This is a genomic window from Paraperibacillus marinus (assembly GCF_046237605.1).
Classification (GTDB): domain Bacteria; phylum Bacillota; class Bacilli; order Bacillales; family DSM-1321; genus Paraperibacillus; species Paraperibacillus marinus.
Window position 1 is genome coordinate 3684733 of record NZ_CP143542.1, and the last position, 20557, is coordinate 3705289.

Consider the following 20557-nt stretch of genomic DNA (forward strand, 5'->3'; position numbering starts at 1 on the left):
CTAAGCACCTTGAACAGCTAAAACCTGTGGTAATGCTGGGCAAACCTGTCACGTTAGTGGAAAAAGAAAAGAGGCTGCTGTAGGAGCCTATCTCTATTTAACTACCGGACCCGTTTGCTTATGAGGGTGTTACTGTGAAAAACGAATCGAATTATCTTCGCTCTTCCCATATTGTTTAAAATACGGTTATCCATTACTACTGTTGCTCATGGAAAAACTTCAGTTTAACTTTCTTTCTTAACCAAGAATGGTCTTGAAACAGACCTTACTATGAATTGTCCTACTAAAAAAACTACTGAAACAAAGATTATGGCAGCATCTCTACCGACAGGCTTAAACCAACCACTGTCGTTAGGAATAAAATATATACCCAAAAGCAAGGATAGCAACACGGTCACACCATTCACTAACACAACGTAACGGACTCTTACTTGACCAGATAAAAGGCCCGTTATAAGAACAAAGAGGACAGAGCCTATACCTAGAAAAGATGCTTCTTCATGCTTTATGTTTTGTCCATATTCATAATAGTGAAACAAAAATGGAGCAGGCATTAATGTAAGCAGTACCCAGGAGTTCTTCATATTGTCCTCCTTTTTTGCTTCGTCTGTTTTAACACCAAAGCAGCCCAAAGGAGAAAAGAAGGAATAAGGGCAAATAATGGAGTGTTTTCAGGCTCCAATTCGAGTGTAATCAAGATTGGATAGATGGGAGCATTATAGACTAAGTAAATGAACCAGGCTAAACCGCCGTCAGAAAAATAATAGCAAAAAATCCAAAGGATGATTCCAATCATGGAGACAAGGGAAAGGGATGTGATATTTTTTTTGGGCGAGAGATTGTGGAGAATTTTTGAACCTAATGCAAAGTAGATCACTAAACCTAAAATGGAGAGTAAGTATAGGCTGCCTGTAAAAGCCTCATTCTGGTTCTGAAAAAAATCAAAGCTCCATCCTGCTAAAAACCATATTGCCACACCATTTAAAGAATGAATTAGTAAGGAACAAAATAAATTTCTAATCATCCTGCTTCACCTCTTCGGTTAAAGTTTTTAATCGGCTTATCGCGTCCTCATGTTCAAAAGAGCTGTACAATCGATAATCCTCATGGTCTAAAATACGGTAATGCTTGCTGATGATATTTTGCTGTATCCGAAAGCCTCTACTTTCTGCAACTTCTCTCCACCAAATTAAGCCGCCAAACGTCTTCTCCTTTTGCCTTTCCACTTTTTCATATGCCAGAGTCTCAATGATTTCCAGTGGATCCCCACCAGTAACTGACTGAAGTAATCTACTGTTACGAAATAAGGCACTTAAAGCGACCCCTGTCGTCCAACCTAGAGAAAGTCTGCCTTTTTCTATTTGAACAAGGGTTTTTTTAGAAATCCCAACTATTTCAGCCATTTTTTCTTGTGTATATCCATTTTCTATGCGAATAAGTTTAACGTTTTCAGATAATACACTTATAAATTCATCTTTATTCAATTCAAAACCACCACTCCATTTAAACTATATTTACATCATTAGTGTAAAATTACACTATATTCCTCTTAAAATCAACATAAAAAGCAAAAAACTGTTTTTTTATCTCCTTCTCACACAAAAGAACCGCCCTAGGCGATTCTTAAATAACACATACTATGTACAGGGGGAACGGCCAGCCAGTGATACTCCATTTCTTATTATGAATCCTTTCTAAGCTAACCGGGCTCCTATAGCAGTACAAAAAAGCTGAAGTTGTATCCGCCCTTCTTCAACTCCCTCAGTTTAATTCGATTTTCTTCCGAATGCTCGCTTATTCGCAGGATTTCAACCACCAAGGATATCATCCTTTGACTGTAGGAAGTAAATTGAGGACATTTAGGCTACATGGAGGCATGATTAAATAGAGGAGTAAGTTTCCTTCTCCATATTCTACCATATAATGCACATCTCCACGCCGCCCCTGGAGGCTTTCCCTCCCATGTCTCAACGGGTCAATGCCCTCTCATTCCTTCGTTATGCCTACCCAAGGGGTGGAGGCCAGTTATGCTAACGCAACGGGTCAGAGCCCTTTTGTTGAAGAAACCTGGTACTCCGTACATATTTGAAATCCTACGAATAAGCCAACACTCGATCTAAGAGAGTTCTCTTCGAGAACAATAAAATGGATTAAACTACGCTGCCAACTCCGTTAATGATTGAACTTTCTTGGCACAATACGATTCGTTTTTGCGTGCTATTCCTACGAATATCCGGGCTAACTTTCCAACTAACTTCATAATGGATTTCATCTTTTTCATTTTCTTCACTTTAACATTGTTGGAGTGAATGGCCTTAAATTCCGGGTTGTTCATCACTAGGCTCATAGTGGCCAAGTAAAGGAAACGCCTAAGCCTTGATCTTCCACGTTTGGAAATGACAATTTGCCCTTTCCACTTTCCTGAACTAGCTTCAGCGAGATGGAGTCCTGCATGGCGAAGTAAAGAATTGCCGTGTGAAAACCCACTTAAATCTCCGGCTTCCCCTAAAATACCAGCTAACGAAATTTCACTAATTCCCTTTATCATAAGCAATTTATCTGCAAATGGAATTTTAGGCAGTTCATCCTTAATTGCTAGTTCCACTCTTTCCAGTTGTTTTACCGCTAGATCATACTCTTCGAGTAATTGTTCAAGATGAAATTTGTAAGCCTCTATCGCTTGTCTTGTACCAACAGATTTCCTAGCTACATTGAGCAGTAAATAGGCTTTCTTTAACCCAGGCTGTCGCTTCATGAGTGACTTCCAACCGGACACTATGTCTTCAGGATTCATGGAACCCAGTTCCATTGGGGACGGGAAAAGCCTTAGTGTGGCAATCGCACCTTTAGCAGTGATGTCTTTAAATACTTGCCTAAGCTCAGGGAAAACTATATCCACCCAGCGATTTAATTGATTAACAGAGCTGACAAGTCTTTTAACAATGACATCCCGGTTGGACATTAGAACCCTAAGTTTTTCAAACAACTCAGAGGTATTCCTGACAAAGGCATAGTAACCATTCTTCACCATATCGGCTATTACAAGAGCGTCTTTCTTATCACTCTTGGATTGTGTATTATCACGGTTTTCTTTATTTCTTTTCACCAGATGAGGATTAACAGTTACTACCTCAATATCTTTTTTTATTAGCCATTTTGAAAGGTTGATCCAGTAATGACCTGTAGGTTCCATCCCGACAATAGCTGCCTCTAACTTATGTATTCTTTTAAGATTATTTAACCAGATTAATAGGGTCGAAAAACCGTCTTCATTGTTTGAGAAAGTAATTGGATCTCCTACAACAATCCCGCGGAAATTGACAGCTCGTGCAACGTGAAACTGTTGTGCAATATCAACCCCAACAACGAGATGCTTATCGGTTATTCTCTCTATTAGTTGATTTTGTTTGTCCTGCATTTTAAACTTCATAGTAAGGGTTCCTCCTAAGGTTTTGAGTTAGAGTCGTGTCTTACTCATATCTTACTGAGGAGCCCTATTTTTTTCAAAGTTGAAAAATAACGATCTACAGGAATGCTAACGCACCCGTTACTTTAGTTCTTCACAAACTTCCATTTTAAAACCAACTCCCAAACCATTCGAAGAAGTTTTGCTTTAGAAATATCAACTTGTTAGGGTGATAAAATTAAAGATAAGTTATACGAACTTCATCAGAAATAAGATACTTTTCTTTACCTGTTAAAGCAGACACTTCAACTACTTTATGATTTAATCCATCCCAGTACCCAACAGTATAAAGAGAAACCCATTTTATTTCACCTCGTGCAATACGAAAGAAATTATAAGAATTTCTTGATGTTATCAAAACCCTGTCATATACAATTTGTTTGGTTTTAAAGTTTTGGATAAGTAAAACGTAATCTAAACGTTCCTTTTCCCGTGGTTTTTCAATAATTCTTGCTATAAATGTTCCGTTCGGATTTTTCTTTGTTTTATAAACCTGTTCTTTCTCTATTACCAATTTAGGATTTCCCCTCATTCTAACCCCTCCCTTTTTAAAACCGGTCTTAGATAAAACATTGTACACCGCAACTTTTATCCTAAATTGTATTAATTCAGTAATCAATTTCCCCAAGACATACTAAAACCTTCTTCAACTAACCTGCCCGTTTTTCAATAAGGACTTCAACAAAAAAGGCGGTTAATCCTGCTAGGATTAACGCACCCGTTATTTCAAGACCATCATATATACTTATACTCTAAATAAGTCGATATCTTCTGGTTTAAAAGTATGAACTACTTTAACGGGTATCCCAGTTCCACCAGCTTCAGTTACCAATTCTTCTGTTTCTTCAATCGTTCTTTACGTACCATTGGTGATTATTATTAGCAGTTCTTCCTGTAACATAAACAATTGCTCCAGCTTCCCCCTAGCTTAACAGCTATACCATGACCCGCTCATCCTGCTGATTAGAGAAATAAAAAATGACTGCCATAGCAGCCATATCTAATTAAACTAAACGCACCCGTTAGTTTAGTAGTTACTTGTTTACTTAATCGTATCTAACAAGTCTACATCTAAGTTTTGAGTATCATTCCAACTATAAAACTTTTCTAAATGCCATTTTTCTTTTAGTCGTATATAGTTGTTTTTATTAATCCATCTATGTAATTCTTCATACGAATTTATAATTTGATGATTTGCTCCTTTATGTCTTGATACAGCATATTTTTGAGAGGGGACTGTTAGTGTTACCATATTAGTTGGAATATCTTTATACTCTTTTACTTCAACAGAAACCCAATAGCCATCTTCTTCAGGACTTTCATTTTCAACTACAAATGCTCCATATTGTAGTAACGGATTAACTACTTGTTTAATCTCATTCATACGTTCTCTTAGCTTTCGAGAGGCTTTTGGGATTTCTTCTAAGTATTTATCATCAGAACACAATACTCTAAAACCTACTAATTTAAGTTCGTCAATTTCTATAATTTTCTTTTGAATTGTTTCTACCATTTTAATCACCCCTTCAAATTTACAGTTTCTACACAAAAATATATTTACCTTCATAATAAAACAACAAAAAAGAGCCACTGAAGCAGCCAATCGATCTTCAAATATCGCATCCTATAGTTTAGGTACATTTCTTCACAATCTCACTAGTAAGAGAACAGTGGCTGAGAAATAAAAATCTTGTTCTTCTTCACTCCAAAAAAATGGAATATAAAATAGTTCTAAACTACATGACAAGTAAACACAATTCGCCCTTTTTAATTTCCAAAATAATAATTAGTCCAATCAAAATTTGGTTGACGGAATATTTTAATAATATCCACAAGGAAAGGTGGCAATATGAATGGGAAGTGGAAACCAATGTCCTTGTAAGTTTCGATTGGATATTTCCGGGAATGGTCCTGCTGCTGTTCCGGCAACTGTCACAATAACATCCCCCGGAAAACCTGAAAGGACGTTAACGGGTACCATTAACTTTTCTGCTGAGGAATGCTTTACCGGCGATGCAAAGTGTAATCCAAAGGTTGATAACTTTAATGTTAAATTTTCAGATAACACTCAACCGCCTAATGCAAAAACCCTTAATCTGACACAAGGGAGACGCGGGATGATCAGTTGCTCTGATGGAACGGCGGCAACTCTTCTTGGTGGTACAGCACAAGGTGCTGGAAATTCAATTCCGCATGAACAGTTTATGGTTGACTTCATATATACAATAACAGGGCCAAATACTGCTAATCTGACTGTTACAGCAACCGGTGAAGATGGTACAATTGTTACTTACACCGTAACTGGTGCACCTATTAGCTCAAGAACCTTCATCGGAGATTGCAGCCAAACGGTTTCTGGAGGTTAATCTTGTAGTTGACCAGCGATTGTAAAACATAAAATCCTGTGAGATTAAGGTTTCATACTGTGAAGACAAAAAGGCTTTCCGAGCATATCAAGTATCACTATTCGGATAGCCTTTTTTCCCTTTTAAGCATTTTTATATTAGATTTATCTTAAAGGACTGCCAAACAGTCTAATGTTCTTAAACTAACAAGCCTACTTCTCACTACAATAAACTACAATAAAAAAGCCCATTCACTTAAAATGGGCCAATATATGAACAGGACTTCCATGCAGGAGACCTGGAAATGGCCCTGTGGGAACCGGTACTTGCGGATTCTCGTAGTTTTTTCTTGCTAATAATCTAATTTACTTGCGAGAATAGCAGATATACTTGCGTTACATGTTACTGCGCTCAGGAACTAGAACCTTACCGCCCGCCACCTGTTTTCCCCGCTCCGCTCAGTCGCCGGATAGCTGCCCCATTCACCTTTTCCTCAGTAAAACGGCGCAGAGCATGTCGAATTGAGATTTACTTGCGGGAATGGCCGATTTACTTGCGGAACACGGTTTTGCACCAACTCCAAAACCAGCGAGTTAGAGTACTTATATCGTTGTGATGATGCTTTCCCTATATGTAATTGGGTACATTTTGACTAATAACTGGTGCAAACACACGTATAGCTCTTTAGCAGTTGTAAGCCATCCCAGCAGCGCATGGGGTGGGAGTTAAAAAAAGCCATTAAAATAGAGGATGTCCCAAGCCTTTAGGACAACCTCTATTTGTTTGCTTGAAAGAGTTCCGGCTATTTTTCATTCTTAAAACTTCGTTTCCCCGCTCATTACCACACGCTTCATGGCTTTCACCTGACCGAGATGAAGAGCCTCATGCAGGGAAGAAAAAGCGGCACTGTCGGCAAGGGTTTTAAAATCATGCTGTGGCTCTAGCAGCTGCTCTTCCAGATTTTCAGGTTTGATTTGGTTCATTCTTTCCAGCTGGCTTTTCAGCACTTCAGCCAGATCGCCAAGGAGTGGCCCCTCCTCCCGCCATTCAGACGGCCTGGTTCCCGGGCCAAAGAAACCATTGTATTCCGGCGGGATCCGGCCCGTATGGCCGGCCAGTTCGAACAGGAAATATTCTGTTTCCGTTATGATATGGCCCAGATGCCATTTGATTGTATTGTTGAATCCTTCCGGCTGGATATTCGCCGTATCATCGGCAAGGCTTTCTGCTGTTTTGATTGTCCAGTCTCTTATTTTATTGAGCTGTTTAAGAGTTGCTGCTTCCACTTTTATTCACTCCTTCATTTATTTTGTTTTGCTTCATCCTCTTCCTGCTCAGTATTCCGTCTGCCTCCACTCGGATTTAAGCAGCGAGCAGACTGCCGCATCACAGAATCTGCCTTTTTCAAAAGAGGCCTGCCTTAAAATTCCTTCAAAGGTGAAGCCTTGTTTAAAGAGGGTAGCTTTGGAAGCAGTATTCTCAGGATCATACATAGCTTCAATGCGATGAAGGGTCATTTCTTTGAATCCATACGATAGTATGAAAGGAAGCACCTCAGTCATGACTCCCTGCCTCCAGTATTCCGGCGTCACTTCGAAGCCGAGTTCGGCTTTATAGTGCTCCTTCACCCAGTTATGGAATCCAGCGCTGCCTATAATTTTATTAGTCCTCTTATCTGCAATGCCCCATCTTATCCCTATTTTTTGATCAAAACGCTCGGCCATGGATGCTATTAACCCCTTAGCCTGACTCAGCTCCGTAAAGGTATCCAGGTCATAGTATTGGGTCACTTCATCCTTTGAAAAATAGTGGAATAATTCAGGTGCATCCTTTTGTTCAATTTCCCTCAAAATAAACCGATCTGTCTTCATCTCAGGGAAGACGGTAAAAAATTCTGCTTCCATTTTCAATCTCCTTTATCCATGGCTGCTTATCAGCTGTCTATTTAAAGATGACATATTATTCCTATTCTTACAATCTTGATTTTCCAAAGGTGACTTAGAATTTATCTCCAGTTGACAAGCCTGCTACAAAGCGTTTATAGTATGAGTTATTATTCTGAAAAATCAATACTTTAAAATGCGATGAACGGGAGAGCAGCAGGGAATAGTTCCCTGGAAGAAGAGTTCTGCACTCTATGTATTCCTCCCGATAGACCCGGGGACAAATGAAACTTCCATGTCCTTCGGCGGAACGCCTCCGTTAACAGGCTTTCAAGCAGGATTCATTAGAACCAGCAAAAGTGTTACTGTATGCTGAGGCTCATCGTCTCTTGTCCCGGGATTGGGATGGAGACGGTCAGCCTTTTTGTTTTTCAACTTGGATTAAGGAGAGGTTATGACATGGATAATAACACCCAGAAACTGCAGCGTACCATGACTTCACGTCATATTATGATGATGGCGCTTGGCGGAAGCATCGGGGCCGGGCTGTTCAAAGGAAGCAGTGAGGCCATTGATATGGCTGGACCGGCTGTCGTTTTGGCGTATTTAGTTGGAGGCATCATCCTTTTATGTGTAATGCAGGGATTGGCTGAAATGGCCGTACAGAACAGCGGTGCGCGTACATTCCGTGACCTCGTTCAATCGGTATTAGGCGTATTTCCCGCTTACTTCCTGGATTGGATTTATTGGAAGATGTGGGTATTGAACATAGCTGCAGAAGCTGTAGTTGCCGCCATTTTCCTTCAATACTGGCTGCCCGGTACACCTATCTGGATGCTGGCTCTCTTTGTCTCTATTGTGGTCACTGTCGTGAATCTGCTGTCGGTTAAGATTTTTGCCGAAACCGAGTATTGGCTGGCCCTTATCAAAATAGGCGTAATCATTGTTTTTATCCTTGCAGGCATCACGCTATTATTTGTAACATTCGGCCAGCACACTGCCCCGGGAGTTTCAAATCTCAGTGGAAACGGAGGCTTCTTCCCAAATGGTCCATCAGGACTCATCACAGCGATGCTTGTGGTGATCTATTCGTATGGAGGCACTGAAATTATCGGTGTCACTCTTGCCGAGACCAAAAATCCTGAAAAGGTGGTACCAAAGGCTGTACGAAGCACTCTGACCCGCATCATCGCTTTTTATATCCTCCCATTCTTCATTATTGTGGGATTGATTCCCTGGAATCAGGTAAACGGTGCAGCAGAAAGTCCGTTTGTTATGGTATTTAAATTGATTGGGATTCCGGGGGCGGATCATGTTATGAATGCGGTCATTATTCTGGCCATCATTTCATCCATGAACTCTGGATTATACGGTTCTTCCCGGGTGCTCTTCACCCAGGCAGAGGATGGCCGTGTACCGAAGCTGTTTGCACGGCTTTCGGCAAAAAGGGTGCCCGTTTACTCCATCCTGATGTGCACAGCTTCACTATATGCAGGTGTCCTGCTATCTATTTTCGCAGGCAGCAAGACCTTTACCTATCTGATGGGTTCTCTTGGCTATACCGTGCTGTTTATCTGGCTGATCATTGCCTTTGCCCATCTGAAATCAAGGAAGAAGGATAAAGTGATGAAGGGCTACCATGTAAAACTATTTCCCTATACTACCTGGCTGGCGATATTAGCACTGCTTGCGATCCTTGCCGGGATTATCTTAACAACCTCTCCTTTCATAACAGGCGTCACCTTTGGAATCTATCTGATCATCACTGTGACGTACCTGCTGAAGAGGCAATCCCTGGCGGAAAGTTCCATCAAAACTGCTTCGGCAGTCAAACAGTAAGGAGAAAGAGCCGATTCATTATGAATCGGCTCTTATTCTTTGACCATAACGAGAAACTCCAGATCTCCTCTATTAAATACACTTCTTTTTACAAATCCAAGATTTTCATAAAGACGGACCGCCCTATTATTAAAGGAAGCAACAGTCAGCCGGAACGGCATAGCTTCATATTCTTTTTGGATACTGCTTATTACGAAGGAAAAGAAGTCTTTGCCCTTTCCCTGTCCGGTCAGATCCGGCCGCATGCCGATCCCTATATCTATACAGTCTGCGTCATACGCGCCAAACTCACGCCCCGCGGGAACCTGTGCAGCCTTGCCTGAACAGAAGAAGCCGACTAGTTCTCCCGCACCATCCGCGATGATCGAGTAGCCCCCTTCAAGCAGCTCCCTAAGCGCCTCAGGACTGCTGTCACTATTGTATAAATCATAAGGTGCTTCATATTTCCATTGCTGGATCTTTTCTGCATATGCTCTATTCATTGTTTTTAACTGCAGCTCCATCTTGATCCCCTTTACTTTTTGTTTCCTAATGCTTATTCGTTAAAGACTCCTCTTTTTCCTTTTTCAGAGAATAGACTTTTCTAAATGATAATTAGGAAGAAGTTATAAAATGAATGCAAAATAACAACTGACCACATTGAACCTGTTTTTTTATATACAAACCCAAAGAATAAGCTGAGGATAAATATATTTACATGACTGCCCCAATTAAAAAATTCACCATTATGAATCCAAACGGGGTAGTGTATGAATAAGAATAATAATGATGTAATTCCATTTGCTTTCCAAAAACCTGTTCTCCTATTAATCTCCTGGAGAATCAGCCCTCTAAATACAAGTTCTTCTGTTATTCCCGCCAGTATAAAAGTATTTAGACAGCTATCCAGCGTCAGAAGAAAATGAAAAACCCGTTCATGAAGAATATAAACTTCAATGATAAAGTATACAGCCAGCAGCAGCGAAAGGGTGAACCCCCATATCATGCCCTTTTTCATTTGGACATTTAATTTCAGATAAGTAATTGGATTTTCAAATATGTAATATTTTATATAGAGCCAAGCTGGAACAATCCAAATGAAAATCTTGAGCAATGCCTCTATAAGTGCAGACTGCGGTTCACCATAAGTATAAAAATACTTTGCCAGTATTAATTCTTTGAAAGCCCAAACACAGTAAAATATAAATAGATAGTGTATTAGTGCTGTCATATTACTAGTTTTCGCTTCACTTCTTGTAATAGATTGCGGATTTATTTTCCTCCCTCCCCTCCTTCTAAATTCCCGTATCATAATATGTTGTTCTCTAATGACCTATGAGTCGATTTCATTTGGTGAGTCCTCTCACTGCAATCAGCCTTCTTGTTCAGAAACTATTTTTCTACTATTTTCTTTCTGCAAGCTATCCCTGCTATGGAACAATCCGGCATATACGAGAAATGAACCTAGCATAATCGTGATCCCAATATAAACCGACATCAGCGACGGGGCCAGGAACGCCCCCATGATGATGGTGGAACGCGCAAGCAGCTCTGCACCGCTGAATGATAGATTGCTAAAGGCGGAATAGGACCCCCGCTTGTCATCAGGCATCATATTGGACTGTTCGGCATCCCGGATCGGGGAATAAATAAGTTCGCCGATGGTTGCGATCATATTGACAGCGAGGAGAATATACCAGAGATTAGCCGAAGTGGTCAAAGTGTATCCTGCCCCGTATAGAGCGAGTCCTAATATGAGGGCATTCCGTCTTTTCATCCGGTCGGTGAAGCGGTTGACCAGAAAGGTAAAGCAGACAACAAGCAGCATATTCTGTATATTCAGGATACTGAGCATACGGATGCCGGAGATTTCAAAAGACGCAAAGTGAATTGTCTTGAATGATTCCGCCAGCCTTATGCCGATGTAATTGTTCAAGGAGAATTCTGCGGCAAATATAAAGGCAGAACCTGCGACCACCTTTACAAAGGCAGAATCCTTGAAGGCAATCCGGTAATTGTGGACGGCATCCAGCAGCACATTCTGGTGTGTTTTCTGCAAAAAGCCCGTAAAGCCATCCTGCAGCCAGACCCAGTAGGCAATGGGAATGGAGGCAGAGGTAAAGGTGAGCATGGTAAACAGCTCCAATTTATAGTCCGCATACAGCAGACCTCCAATCGCTGCCCCGATGGCCATGGACAGGTTGACCAGCCAATATTCCAGCGTATAGATCGCTTTTCTGTTTTCAGGTGTGGTGGAATCTATTATGATCGCATGCATCGCCGGCCTTCCCAGGCTGCTTGAAACAGTAAACCCTATATAAGCTGCGGCAAACAGCCAAATCAACCGGCTGTCCGGAACCAGGCTGACGGTCATCAGGAAAAACATGAGAGCACTGAAAACAGATGTGAACATAAGCACTCTTTTCCTTGAAAACCGGTCAGAAATATAGCCGCCGGCCAAATTGATTACAAAGCCGATCAGGACAGTTGCAATCAAAAAAACCCCAGACCAGACTTTATTCATTTCCTGGGCAAAAAACAAGGCCATAAATGGCATAACTGCCGATGACACCGCCCGATTGAAGAAAGATGTGATCAACCGGACCTTAATATTCTGGGGGTAATCTTTCCATCTCATGTTGTTCCCTCCCTTTATACCTAGTATATTAAACTAGACTGATATTTGAAAAAATAGACAAATTTAATTTAGATGTCTACTTTTAGCAGGGGGAACATATGGAGAATAAATTACTGATCCTCTGGAGTACCATTCCTTCAGGCGGAATCCGGATCGGGGACATTGCAGAAGCACTGGAAATCAGTCCTAAGCAGGCCGGCCGATATTTAAAGAGGTGGGAAGCGGAGGGCTGGCTGACATTCATCCCTGGACGCGGAAGAGGCAATCTATCAGAAATCATGTGGCTGAAGAATGTGGAGGAAATCTATGAAGAAAAAGCACTGAGTCTACTCGATAAAGAGCCTGTCGACGTAAGCAGCAAGTATTTAGCATTCGCCTGGTCAACCGCAAGCAAGCTCCGGTTGATGAACAAGCTTTATACCAAATTCGGATTTGATAAAAGAACGCAGGATAAACTGGTAGTGCCGAGAAGATATCCATTTCTTGCCGTGCACCCTTTGAAAGCAGCGGATGCGCACAGTGCCCATCTTTCCTCCAGTGTCTTTAACAGGCTCGTTTCCATCACAGAGGATGGTGAAATTCTTCCCGAACTTGCCCACAGTTGGGAAGTGAGACCAGACCGGCTAAGGCTATTCCTAAAAAAAGATGTCAGCTTCCATGACGGTTCCATACTAGTGGCAGAAGACGCAGCAGCCTGCCTGGAGAAACTCCGCACAAACAAGCATTACAGGCAATTATGGTCTCCCATCGAACGCATTGCCGTACCAGCACCGCTTGTTATCGATCTCATTCATCCGGAGGGCTGCAGCTACAGCCTTCAGCTTTTAAGCATGATCTGTGCCGGCATCTATAAAGAAGACAAAAGCCGCACGCTTGGGACAGGGAGCTTTATCTTAGAGGAAAATAGCAGCGATAAGACTGTATTGACCGCATTCAAGGAACATTTTCAGGAAAGGCCGCTGCTGGATGCCGTGGAATTCATCCAGGTGCCCCGTGATTTTCAAGTGGTCTACCGCTCGGCAGCAAGCCAGGAGGATGCTTCTGAATCAAAGGTTATCAGTGATTCCGGTTTCGGGTCTGTCATCATGAATGCCTATCGTGACTCCATCATAAGTAAACCTGAAGTGAGAAACTGGATTCATCGAATTATTTCCAAAAACTCCCATACCATTCATGAATATGATCCCCGTGCCTCTGCCAATCAAAATGGCTCCCTGATGGTCCATCCGGAGCCGATCCGGCTGCCCGAGACAGAAAGGCCTGTATTCAAAGAGCCTATAATTATCCGGGCAACCGATTATACCGAAAAGAGTACCATCTGGCTGAAGGATACCCTGGAAAGAGAGGGAGTCCCGGTAAGCTTGAGGTGGTGTACATTTGACGAGGTGATAGCCAATACTCCCGCAAGCCGGAATGTAGATTGTTTCATCCATGGAGAAATCTTTGAAATGAATCAGGATTTGTCTTACTATATCTTTTTGACAAACGGCTTGTCACCCTTATATCCGATCCTGGCCAAAGACAGCAAGTGGATCAGCTGCCTTCATCAATACAGGCATACCCCTTTTTCAGAATGGGCAGCCCTGAACCGGAAACTTGAGAGAATGCTCCTGGAAGAATCCATTCTGATTCCTCTCTTTTATGAAAAACGGCAGATTCCTTTTTCTTCTGAATTAATGAATATCAAAATTAAGCATTTAGGGTATGTAGATTTTTCAAAGCTATGGGTGCGCCCGGTCATTGAGGATGAATGCGGGCAGAACTGAGACCGATACATAAAAAAAGTCCGTATCACTTACGGCCACTCAGCAATTCATGGGCGCTATACAGCATAATTAGACGAAAAATACGTCGTTTATTTTTAGGGGAGGGGTGCTAAACCAAGGATTACGAACGATACCCTGGAAGCAGTTTTTAAAAGCATGGGGTTGATGTAGATGCATCTTTACAGAAATGTATTTATTAATGTGGAGGCGAATGTGTATGTCAACATATACATTCCAAATCATAACCCTGCTGCTCAGCTAAGTGATTGCCTTATTATGATAAAAAGGTTTAGAGTGGGATAAAGTTCCTCACAAAGAAAGGAGAATATACTTGGTGAATTGGATATTGACCTTTATTTTCACTTTCCTAATCGTGTTTGTAATTAGTTACCTAGGACATAGACTTTTATTAACCGAAGAGAAAACTCTGGGAAAAAGAAATTTAACCGTATTACTACTACAATCTTTTGTAATTACTCTAATTCTATAAATTGTTTGAAAAAGTTGCAAAATATTTTAAAATTTCCTAAATATTGAAATTTATGTTAGAGTTTGGGATTTTAATACTTTACTAGGAGGAGATTACCATGAAAACTTTTCTAAAGTATGTATCTCTCGTTGCTCTAGCTTTGGTGTTAACTGTTTCTACTTTTTCAACTTCATCCAGTGCAGCCAGTAAAAAGAAAGAAACTGAAGCAGAAGGTTATTTAACTTCTGAACAAGTTGTGGAAATGGATGCTGCATTACAAAAACTTAAAGATCAGGCTAATGAAAAATTGGCAGTTGGTGAGGAAAACTTTACTGTATCAACTGTAGTAAGTTATTCTGAAGAACCTGTTACCCTGACTTTTGAATCAAATCAAACAAATTCACTGGCACTTGCAACGCAAGAAAAATCATATAGCACTACGGTTAGGCCAGTGGCGCACGGCATTGTTATCCCCATTGCCTCCATCGGTTACTAGCAGACCGCCTAAAACATATATTATCCAATGAAAACTCACCTTCAGGAATTGGTGTACTTACGGATTATCGAGTAGCAGCGCCTTTGATTTGACGGATAGAATCCTGAGAGAAAATCCGTTCCTGATTACGGAAATGAAGCCTTTGCCTGGATATCCAAGAGAAGTTCCCCGAAAACGGAGCCCCAGGCGCGGAGGGGGAAATAGAAAAACCACAGGAATCTCCTGTGGTTTTTTCCAGCCTATTCTCTTTTGTCTGATGCGGGAAAATAAATTACCGGCCTCTCTCACTAGGATAGAAACCTTTTAAGCATTTCCCTGGAAGCCAGCCTAAACCTGTATTCCTCCGGGAAGCATCTCATCCATGGCTTCATTAAGCTCCGTGGCATATGACTTTTTTTCCTCTTCATTCCAATGGAAAATTCCCGCCATATAATCCATCACCGCGCCCTTCCATTCATGCACAAGGGCGGAATCAAACAGGATATACCCTGTCCGGCGGTTAAAGAAGTCAACAGGTGTCGCAGCCATTTCAAAGTTCAACGCATAAATCAGTTTGGCAAATATCACTAGCGGGAGTTTAGCTGAAGCTGCCTCTTCTTTATGAACCTGAAGCAGCTGAAAAACGCGTCCGATATTGGAGCCGTACATACGGGCTAAATGATACGCTTCATCCTTTGTCAGTCCCAGCGCCTCCCCCTGTTTGACATGGGCGGCTGCAAAAGCATCAAGACCGGCCGCGCCCCCGACATCCCCGCCTGAAATGGGGAGATGCTTTGTCTGGCAGGGCGGGAATTGGCGCCCTTCATCAGCGGAAATCTTTGCCGCCAGAAGGTCGACAATCACTTCAGCCATTTTGCGGTAGCCGGTGAGCTTGCCGCCTGCTATGGTGATCAAGCCGGTTTGGGATTCCCAGATTTCATCACGCCTTGAGATTTCGGACGGTGCTTTCCCCTCCTCATGAATCAGCGGTCTCACACCTGCCCAGCTTGACTCAATATCTTCCTTGCCCACCGATACCCCGGGGAACATATAATGGATAGCTTCGAGCAGATAATCCCTGTCTGTTTCCGTCATGACCGGGTGGCCTGGATCATGGTCATAAAACGTATCCGTCGTGCCGATATAGGCCTTCCCATCACGAGGGATGGCGAATATCATCCTTCCGTCAGGCGTATCAAAGTAAATGGCCTGCCGCAGCGGGAAGCGCGATTGGTCAATGACGATATGGACACCCTTTGAGAGCTTGAGGACCTTCCCGGATTTAGAGCCATCGATCTCGCGCAGTCTGTCAACCCAGGGACCGGCGGCATTAACAACCTTTTTGGCCCGGATTTCATATTCGCTGCCCGTCAAAAGGTCGTGGATTACAGCACCGCATACAATTCCGTCCTTATAGATCAACTTCGCGGCCTTTGAATAATTTACCGCAGCGGCCCCATTATCCACTGCTGCCTTCATCACTTCAATCGTCAGCCTGGCATCATCTGTCCGGTATTCCACATAATAGCCGCCCCCCTTTAAGCCTTCCTGCTTTATGAGGGGCTCCCGCTCCAGGGTTTCGGCGGCTGAGAGCATCTTCCTTCTCTCGTTTCTTTTCACTCCTGCCAGGAAGTCATATACCCTGAGCCCGACAGCCGTGCTGAATTTCCCAAAGTTTCCGCCCTTATGAAGCGGCAGGAGCATCCACTCAGGAGTGGTAACATGGGGCCCATTTTCATAAACGATCGCTCTTTCCTTTCCTACCTCTGACACCATTTTCACTTCAAACTGTTTCAGGTAGCGCAGTCCGCCATGGACCAATTTCGTGGAGCGGCTCGAGGTGCCCGCAGCAAAGTCCTGCATATCCACAAGAGCTGTCTTCATTCCCCTTGTAGAAGCATCCAGGGCGATACCGGCACCGGTGATGCCCCCGCCAATTACAAGCACATCATACTCCCTGCTTTTAAGTTCCTCTATTACGGCATTTCGGTTCAAATTCGAAAACTCCATCCTGTTTCCTCCTTATAAATGAAAAGAGACCACAATTAACATTACCCTTAAGGGGGTTAATGTAAATGTGGTCTCTCCGTTTCTCCAGACAAATATTAACTTGTACTTCTATTATACTCTTATTTATTGATTTTTACATTATTTAAATGCGCGGGCTGCCTGCACGGCTGTCTGCCACCTGCTGTACAGGTTGCTGCGTTCTTCCTCACCCATTGCCGGCGTGAATTCACGGTCCACATTCCAGTGACGGGAGATTTCCTCCTGGCTTTCCCAATAGCCGACAGCAAGGCCGGCGAGATATGCTGCCCCAAGTGCTGTCGTTTCATTGATCGCCGGGCGTTCAACAGGCAGGCCCAGAAGATCGCTTTGGAATTGCATGAGGAAATTATTCTTCACCACTCCGCCGTCCACCCGGAGCGCCTTGACTCCCATGTCTGCATCTGCCTCCATGGCAGCGAGCACATCCTTCGTTTGATAAGCAAGCGATTCAAGCGTCGCCCTGATAAAATGCTCCTTTGTCGTGCCTCTTGTAAGACCAAAAACCGCTCCCCGGACGTCGCTGTCCCAGTACGGAGTGCCAAGCCCCACAAATGCAGGAACAACATACACTCCATCTGTTGAATCCACTCTCTCGGCATAAGATTCGCTTTCTGCCGAATCCTTGAGCATTCTGAGGCCATCTCTCAGCCACTGAATCGCTGATCCGGCAACGAAAATGCTCCCTTCAAGCGCATACTCCACTTTTCCATTCAAGCCCCATGCAATCGTGGTCAACAGACCATGACCGGAGGTAACGGCCTGGCTGCCTGTATTCATAAGCATAAAACAGCCTGTACCATAGGTGTTTTTGGCCATACCTTTTTCAAAACATGCCTGCCCGAATAAGGCTGCCTGCTGATCGCCGGCCGAGCCTGCAATCGGAATTCTCTTTCCGAAGAAATGCGCCTCAATCGTATGTGCATACACCTCAGAAGATGGTTTCACTTCCGGAAGCATCGATTCAGGGACTCCCAGTATCTCGAGAATTTCCTCATCCCATTTCAGTTCATGGATATTGTACATCAATGTCCGCGAAGCATTGGAATAATCCGTAACATGCGCCTGTCCGCCTGAGAGCTTCCAGATCAGCCATGTATCCATCGTACCGAACAGCAGCTTCCCCGCTTCAGCCTTTTCCCTCGCCCCCCCAACATGGTCGAGGATCCATTTTACCTTTGTACCGGAGAAATAAGCATCGATCAAGAGTCCTGTTTTTTGATGGAACAGTTCGCTCTGGCCGCTTTCCTTCAGCTCATCACAAATGCCGCTCGTCTGGCGCGACTGCCATACAATTGCATTATAGATTGGCTTCCCTGTCTCCTTATCCCAGACAACCGTTGTCTCCCGCTGGTTGGTGATGCCAATCCCGGCCACCTGTTCAGGCTGCACTCCCGACTCCGATAGAACGGTGGCAATGACGGCAAGAATAGAGCCCCAGATTTCATTTGCATTATGCTCCACCCAGCCGGGCTTCGGGAAGATCTGAGTGAATTCCCTTTGAGCCGTATGGACGATTTCCCCCTTTTTGTTAAAAAGGATCGCCCTTGAACTGGTTGTTCCCTGATCCAGTGACAGAATGAACGTTTCCATGGACATTCACCTCAATTTAAAAAGTTAATAGATTATGTAAGTGAATTAATCATAGCATATGCAGCCCGGTAGTGCCCGGACTGCATACTGCTGTACATTAAATTTGGGTAAGCGTATTCGTTACCGTCATCACAGTGATGATGAAGGCATTGATGAATCCGGCCAGATAAGGATTTCCTGTTACTTTATAGATCTTGCGGGATATGACGGCAGCTACAATCAGGATCACAATGATTGGGAACAGCCAGATTCCGATGATATGGGACAGATCGTTATAGTAAACCTCTCCTGTTACAAAGAAAGTGATATACTGAATGGCTACAAGGATGATGATGCCCAGGGAATTGAACAGGGCCACGACCGCTGTATTGATCCATTCTTTTTTGCCAATCTGCACATAGTTGAAGCTGTTGATGGCGATGGAGTTGGCCACATAAAACAGCAGGAAGAACGGCAGGTATTTCAAGGCGATCAACAGCTTATCAGGAGTGAATGCCTTTACAGTGAGCACCCAAAGCCTGAAGTCAGCCTTAAAGAAATAATCAGCAATAAATACAAGGCTGTATGAAAGGGCCGCAACGGTCAGGGCAAGTCCAATGGTTTTCACCAGGGTCCTGAAGCTAATAATCACGCCTGTCTCCCTAAGGTCAAAGCCATTCTTCCTTGAATAGAAGAAGTGGGAAACAAACATGACCAATAGGGCAAACAAGCCGGTGACCACACACCATACACCGATATAAAACGGCGGGAATTGCGGGAAGAAAGGCTTGATATTTTCCACTGACCAATTATACAGTGCAAGGTAGCTGAAATAGGAGACCACGGCCGATGCTGCCAGTCCTCCCCAGAACCATACCTTGCCGATGCCAGCTGGTGCCGCCTGGGGTTCTACCTCTCTCGCTGCCCGCAGTGAAGCGAATGGAGATGTGAACAGAAGCACCTTCGTGATGCTTACAATAAACATAACAAATCCCATCAAACCGATGAAATTGAACAGCACCTTGAACTGCCAGATCTGGCTGCCTGGCGCGATATCCTTGGGACTGCCAAGAGAATCATCAAAAAATTCAAGCGTGCTCGTCACCACATCCTTGGATATATGATTCCATGGGTGGATCTGTGCCGGATTGTAAATGACGCGGCTTGCTTCTTTTCCGTCAATGTCCTGCTTGTAAATCTTGTAGCTTTCGCGCTTCTCCCCTTCACTGGGGTCAATGCCGAAGTTCAGGAAGGACTGGGCTGGATCTGTTTTAATATAATCTCTCGGGACAGTGGCTGTTCCGTCCGCCTTCATGCTTCTGAAGAAAAACTCATCATACTGTGCAGCAACAACCCCTACATCTCTCGATCCGTAGACATTTTTATAGCTTGCATCCTTTGGCTTTAATGCCCAGTACAGCGGTTCGCCCGGGTTATCCGTGTACATCGCATCATTAGCAATGAGCAGCACAGAAGAAATGAGCGGCTTTTCTTTTTTATTATCTTCATTTATCGACCAGTTCGCCGCCCTCGCACCATTCGAATGGCCGGTGATGCCGATCTTTTCTTTATCAACATATGGAAGATCCGCAAGAAGCTCGACCGCATCATACATTCCCGTACCGCGGTTCATCCACTCTTCCGGAGTGACGGCATCCGAATTTCCGTGACCATACATGTCGATGGATACCACCACATAGCCCCGGCGTGATAATTCCACATAATTCAGGTCCTGCATTTCACGTGTATTGTACCAGCCATGACTCACAACTACGGCTGGAGCCGGATTTTTGGCTGTAGCATTTTCAGGAACAAATAGCAGTGCACTCATCATATGGCCGGAAGGCGTCTCCCAGCGCATATCCTTTACTGTCACTTTCCCGCCTGATGTCTGGACAAAATAAGCACCGATGGCACTAACCAGGCACAGAATCAATGAGATGGCCAGTATCCTCAATGACTTTTTCTTATTCATCTGTTTTTCCCCCTTGTGATCTTCGTTGTTCTTACCCCTCTGTTATGTAGAAACTAATCCTCCCTGCTATATGAATATTTTAGTCTGACCAAGCTAATGACAGA

General features: G+C 43.3%; 18 protein-coding genes. 4 read left to right on the forward strand and 14 right to left on the reverse strand.

All coding sequences use genetic code 11. The features are described 5' to 3' along the window. Positions 1-224: 224 nt before the first annotated feature. From V1498_RS18660 to V1498_RS18685, 6 genes are all read right to left on the reverse strand, one after another. Positions 225-584: a hypothetical protein gene (locus tag V1498_RS18660; protein WP_409295326.1), complete on the reverse strand. Its 360-nt coding sequence runs from the start codon at positions 582-584 to the stop codon at positions 225-227. After that, positions 581-1024, reverse strand: coding sequence for a hypothetical protein (locus V1498_RS18665; RefSeq protein ID WP_409295328.1), 444 nt, complete (start codon positions 1022-1024; stop codon positions 581-583). The genes V1498_RS18660 and V1498_RS18665 overlap by 4 nt, the downstream gene beginning before the upstream one ends. Further along, positions 1017-1484, reverse strand: coding sequence for a helix-turn-helix transcriptional regulator (locus V1498_RS18670; RefSeq protein WP_409295329.1), 468 nt, complete (start codon positions 1482-1484; stop codon positions 1017-1019). The genes V1498_RS18665 and V1498_RS18670 overlap by 8 nt, the downstream gene beginning before the upstream one ends. A gap of 671 nt (positions 1485-2155) precedes the next feature. Beyond that, a complete protein-coding gene (locus V1498_RS18675) occupies positions 2156-3430 on the reverse strand; it encodes an IS110 family transposase (protein WP_409295331.1) in 1275 nt (424 codons plus the stop codon). Positions 3431-3644: 214 nt separating this feature from the next. Next, positions 3645-3998 (reverse strand): hypothetical protein, encoded by a 354-nt coding sequence (locus V1498_RS18680; RefSeq protein ID WP_409295332.1) that lies wholly within the window; start codon positions 3996-3998, stop codon positions 3645-3647. 510 nt (positions 3999-4508) lie between these two features. Continuing rightward, positions 4509-4979, reverse strand: coding sequence for a GyrI-like domain-containing protein (locus tag V1498_RS18685; RefSeq protein ID WP_409295333.1), 471 nt, complete (start codon positions 4977-4979; stop codon positions 4509-4511). A gap of 340 nt (positions 4980-5319) precedes the next feature. Here V1498_RS18685 and V1498_RS18690 point away from each other — a divergent pair, with 340 nt between their 5' ends. Next, complete coding sequence (locus tag V1498_RS18690) at positions 5320-5832, forward strand: hypothetical protein (protein ID WP_409295335.1); 513 nt, start codon at positions 5320-5322, stop codon at positions 5830-5832. 794 nt (positions 5833-6626) lie between these two features. On the opposite strand, the gene V1498_RS18695 is transcribed toward V1498_RS18690, so the two are convergent. Both V1498_RS18695 and V1498_RS18700 read right to left on the reverse strand, forming a co-directional pair. After that, complete coding sequence (locus V1498_RS18695; protein ID WP_409295336.1) at positions 6627-7097, reverse strand: DinB family protein; 471 nt, start codon at positions 7095-7097, stop codon at positions 6627-6629. 48 nt (positions 7098-7145) lie between these two features. After that, on the reverse strand, positions 7146-7715 hold the full coding sequence (locus V1498_RS18700) for a GNAT family N-acetyltransferase (RefSeq protein WP_409295337.1): 570 nt from the start codon (positions 7713-7715) through the stop codon (positions 7146-7148). A 438-nt stretch (positions 7716-8153) separates the two neighbouring features. Between V1498_RS18700 and V1498_RS18705 the strand changes: the two genes are divergently transcribed. Continuing rightward, on the forward strand, positions 8154-9533 hold the full coding sequence (locus tag V1498_RS18705) for an amino acid permease (protein ID WP_409295338.1): 1380 nt from the start codon (positions 8154-8156) through the stop codon (positions 9531-9533). A gap of 32 nt (positions 9534-9565) precedes the next feature. Here the strand turns inward: V1498_RS18705 and V1498_RS18710 are convergent, their stop codons facing one another. The 3 genes from V1498_RS18710 to V1498_RS18720 form a co-directional block, all read right to left on the reverse strand. Continuing rightward, on the reverse strand, positions 9566-10036 hold the full coding sequence (locus V1498_RS18710; RefSeq protein WP_409295340.1) for a GNAT family N-acetyltransferase: 471 nt from the start codon (positions 10034-10036) through the stop codon (positions 9566-9568). Positions 10037-10116: 80 nt separating this feature from the next. Continuing rightward, the gene (locus V1498_RS18715; protein ID WP_409295342.1) at positions 10117-10824 is read right to left on the reverse strand and encodes a lysostaphin resistance A-like protein; all 708 of its coding nucleotides are present in this window, start codon (positions 10822-10824) and stop codon (positions 10117-10119) included. 60 nt (positions 10825-10884) lie between these two features. Next, on the reverse strand, positions 10885-12150 hold the full coding sequence (locus tag V1498_RS18720) for an MDR family MFS transporter (RefSeq protein ID WP_409295343.1): 1266 nt from the start codon (positions 12148-12150) through the stop codon (positions 10885-10887). Positions 12151-12248: 98 nt separating this feature from the next. Between V1498_RS18720 and V1498_RS18725 the strand changes: the two genes are divergently transcribed. Beyond that, on the forward strand, positions 12249-13916 hold the full coding sequence (locus V1498_RS18725; protein WP_409295344.1) for an ABC transporter substrate-binding protein: 1668 nt from the start codon (positions 12249-12251) through the stop codon (positions 13914-13916). A gap of 587 nt (positions 13917-14503) precedes the next feature. Then, entirely contained in the window at positions 14504-14881 is a 378-nt protein-coding gene (locus tag V1498_RS18730) for a hypothetical protein (RefSeq protein ID WP_409295345.1), read from the forward strand. Between the two features lie 327 nt (positions 14882-15208). Here V1498_RS18730 and V1498_RS18735 read toward each other — a convergent pair whose 3' ends face one another. From V1498_RS18735 to V1498_RS18745, 3 genes are all read right to left on the reverse strand, one after another. Further along, on the reverse strand, positions 15209-16870 hold the full coding sequence (locus V1498_RS18735) for a glycerol-3-phosphate dehydrogenase/oxidase (protein WP_409295346.1): 1662 nt from the start codon (positions 16868-16870) through the stop codon (positions 15209-15211). Positions 16871-17008: 138 nt separating this feature from the next. Beyond that, positions 17009-18499 carry a glycerol kinase GlpK gene (gene glpK, locus V1498_RS18740; protein ID WP_409295348.1) on the reverse strand — a complete coding sequence of 497 codons (1491 nt, stop codon included), beginning with the start codon at positions 18497-18499 and terminating at the stop codon, positions 17009-17011. 97 nt (positions 18500-18596) lie between these two features. Then, the gene (locus V1498_RS18745; RefSeq protein WP_409295349.1) at positions 18597-20453 is read right to left on the reverse strand and encodes a dienelactone hydrolase family protein; all 1857 of its coding nucleotides are present in this window, start codon (positions 20451-20453) and stop codon (positions 18597-18599) included. Positions 20454-20557 lie beyond the last annotated feature (104 nt).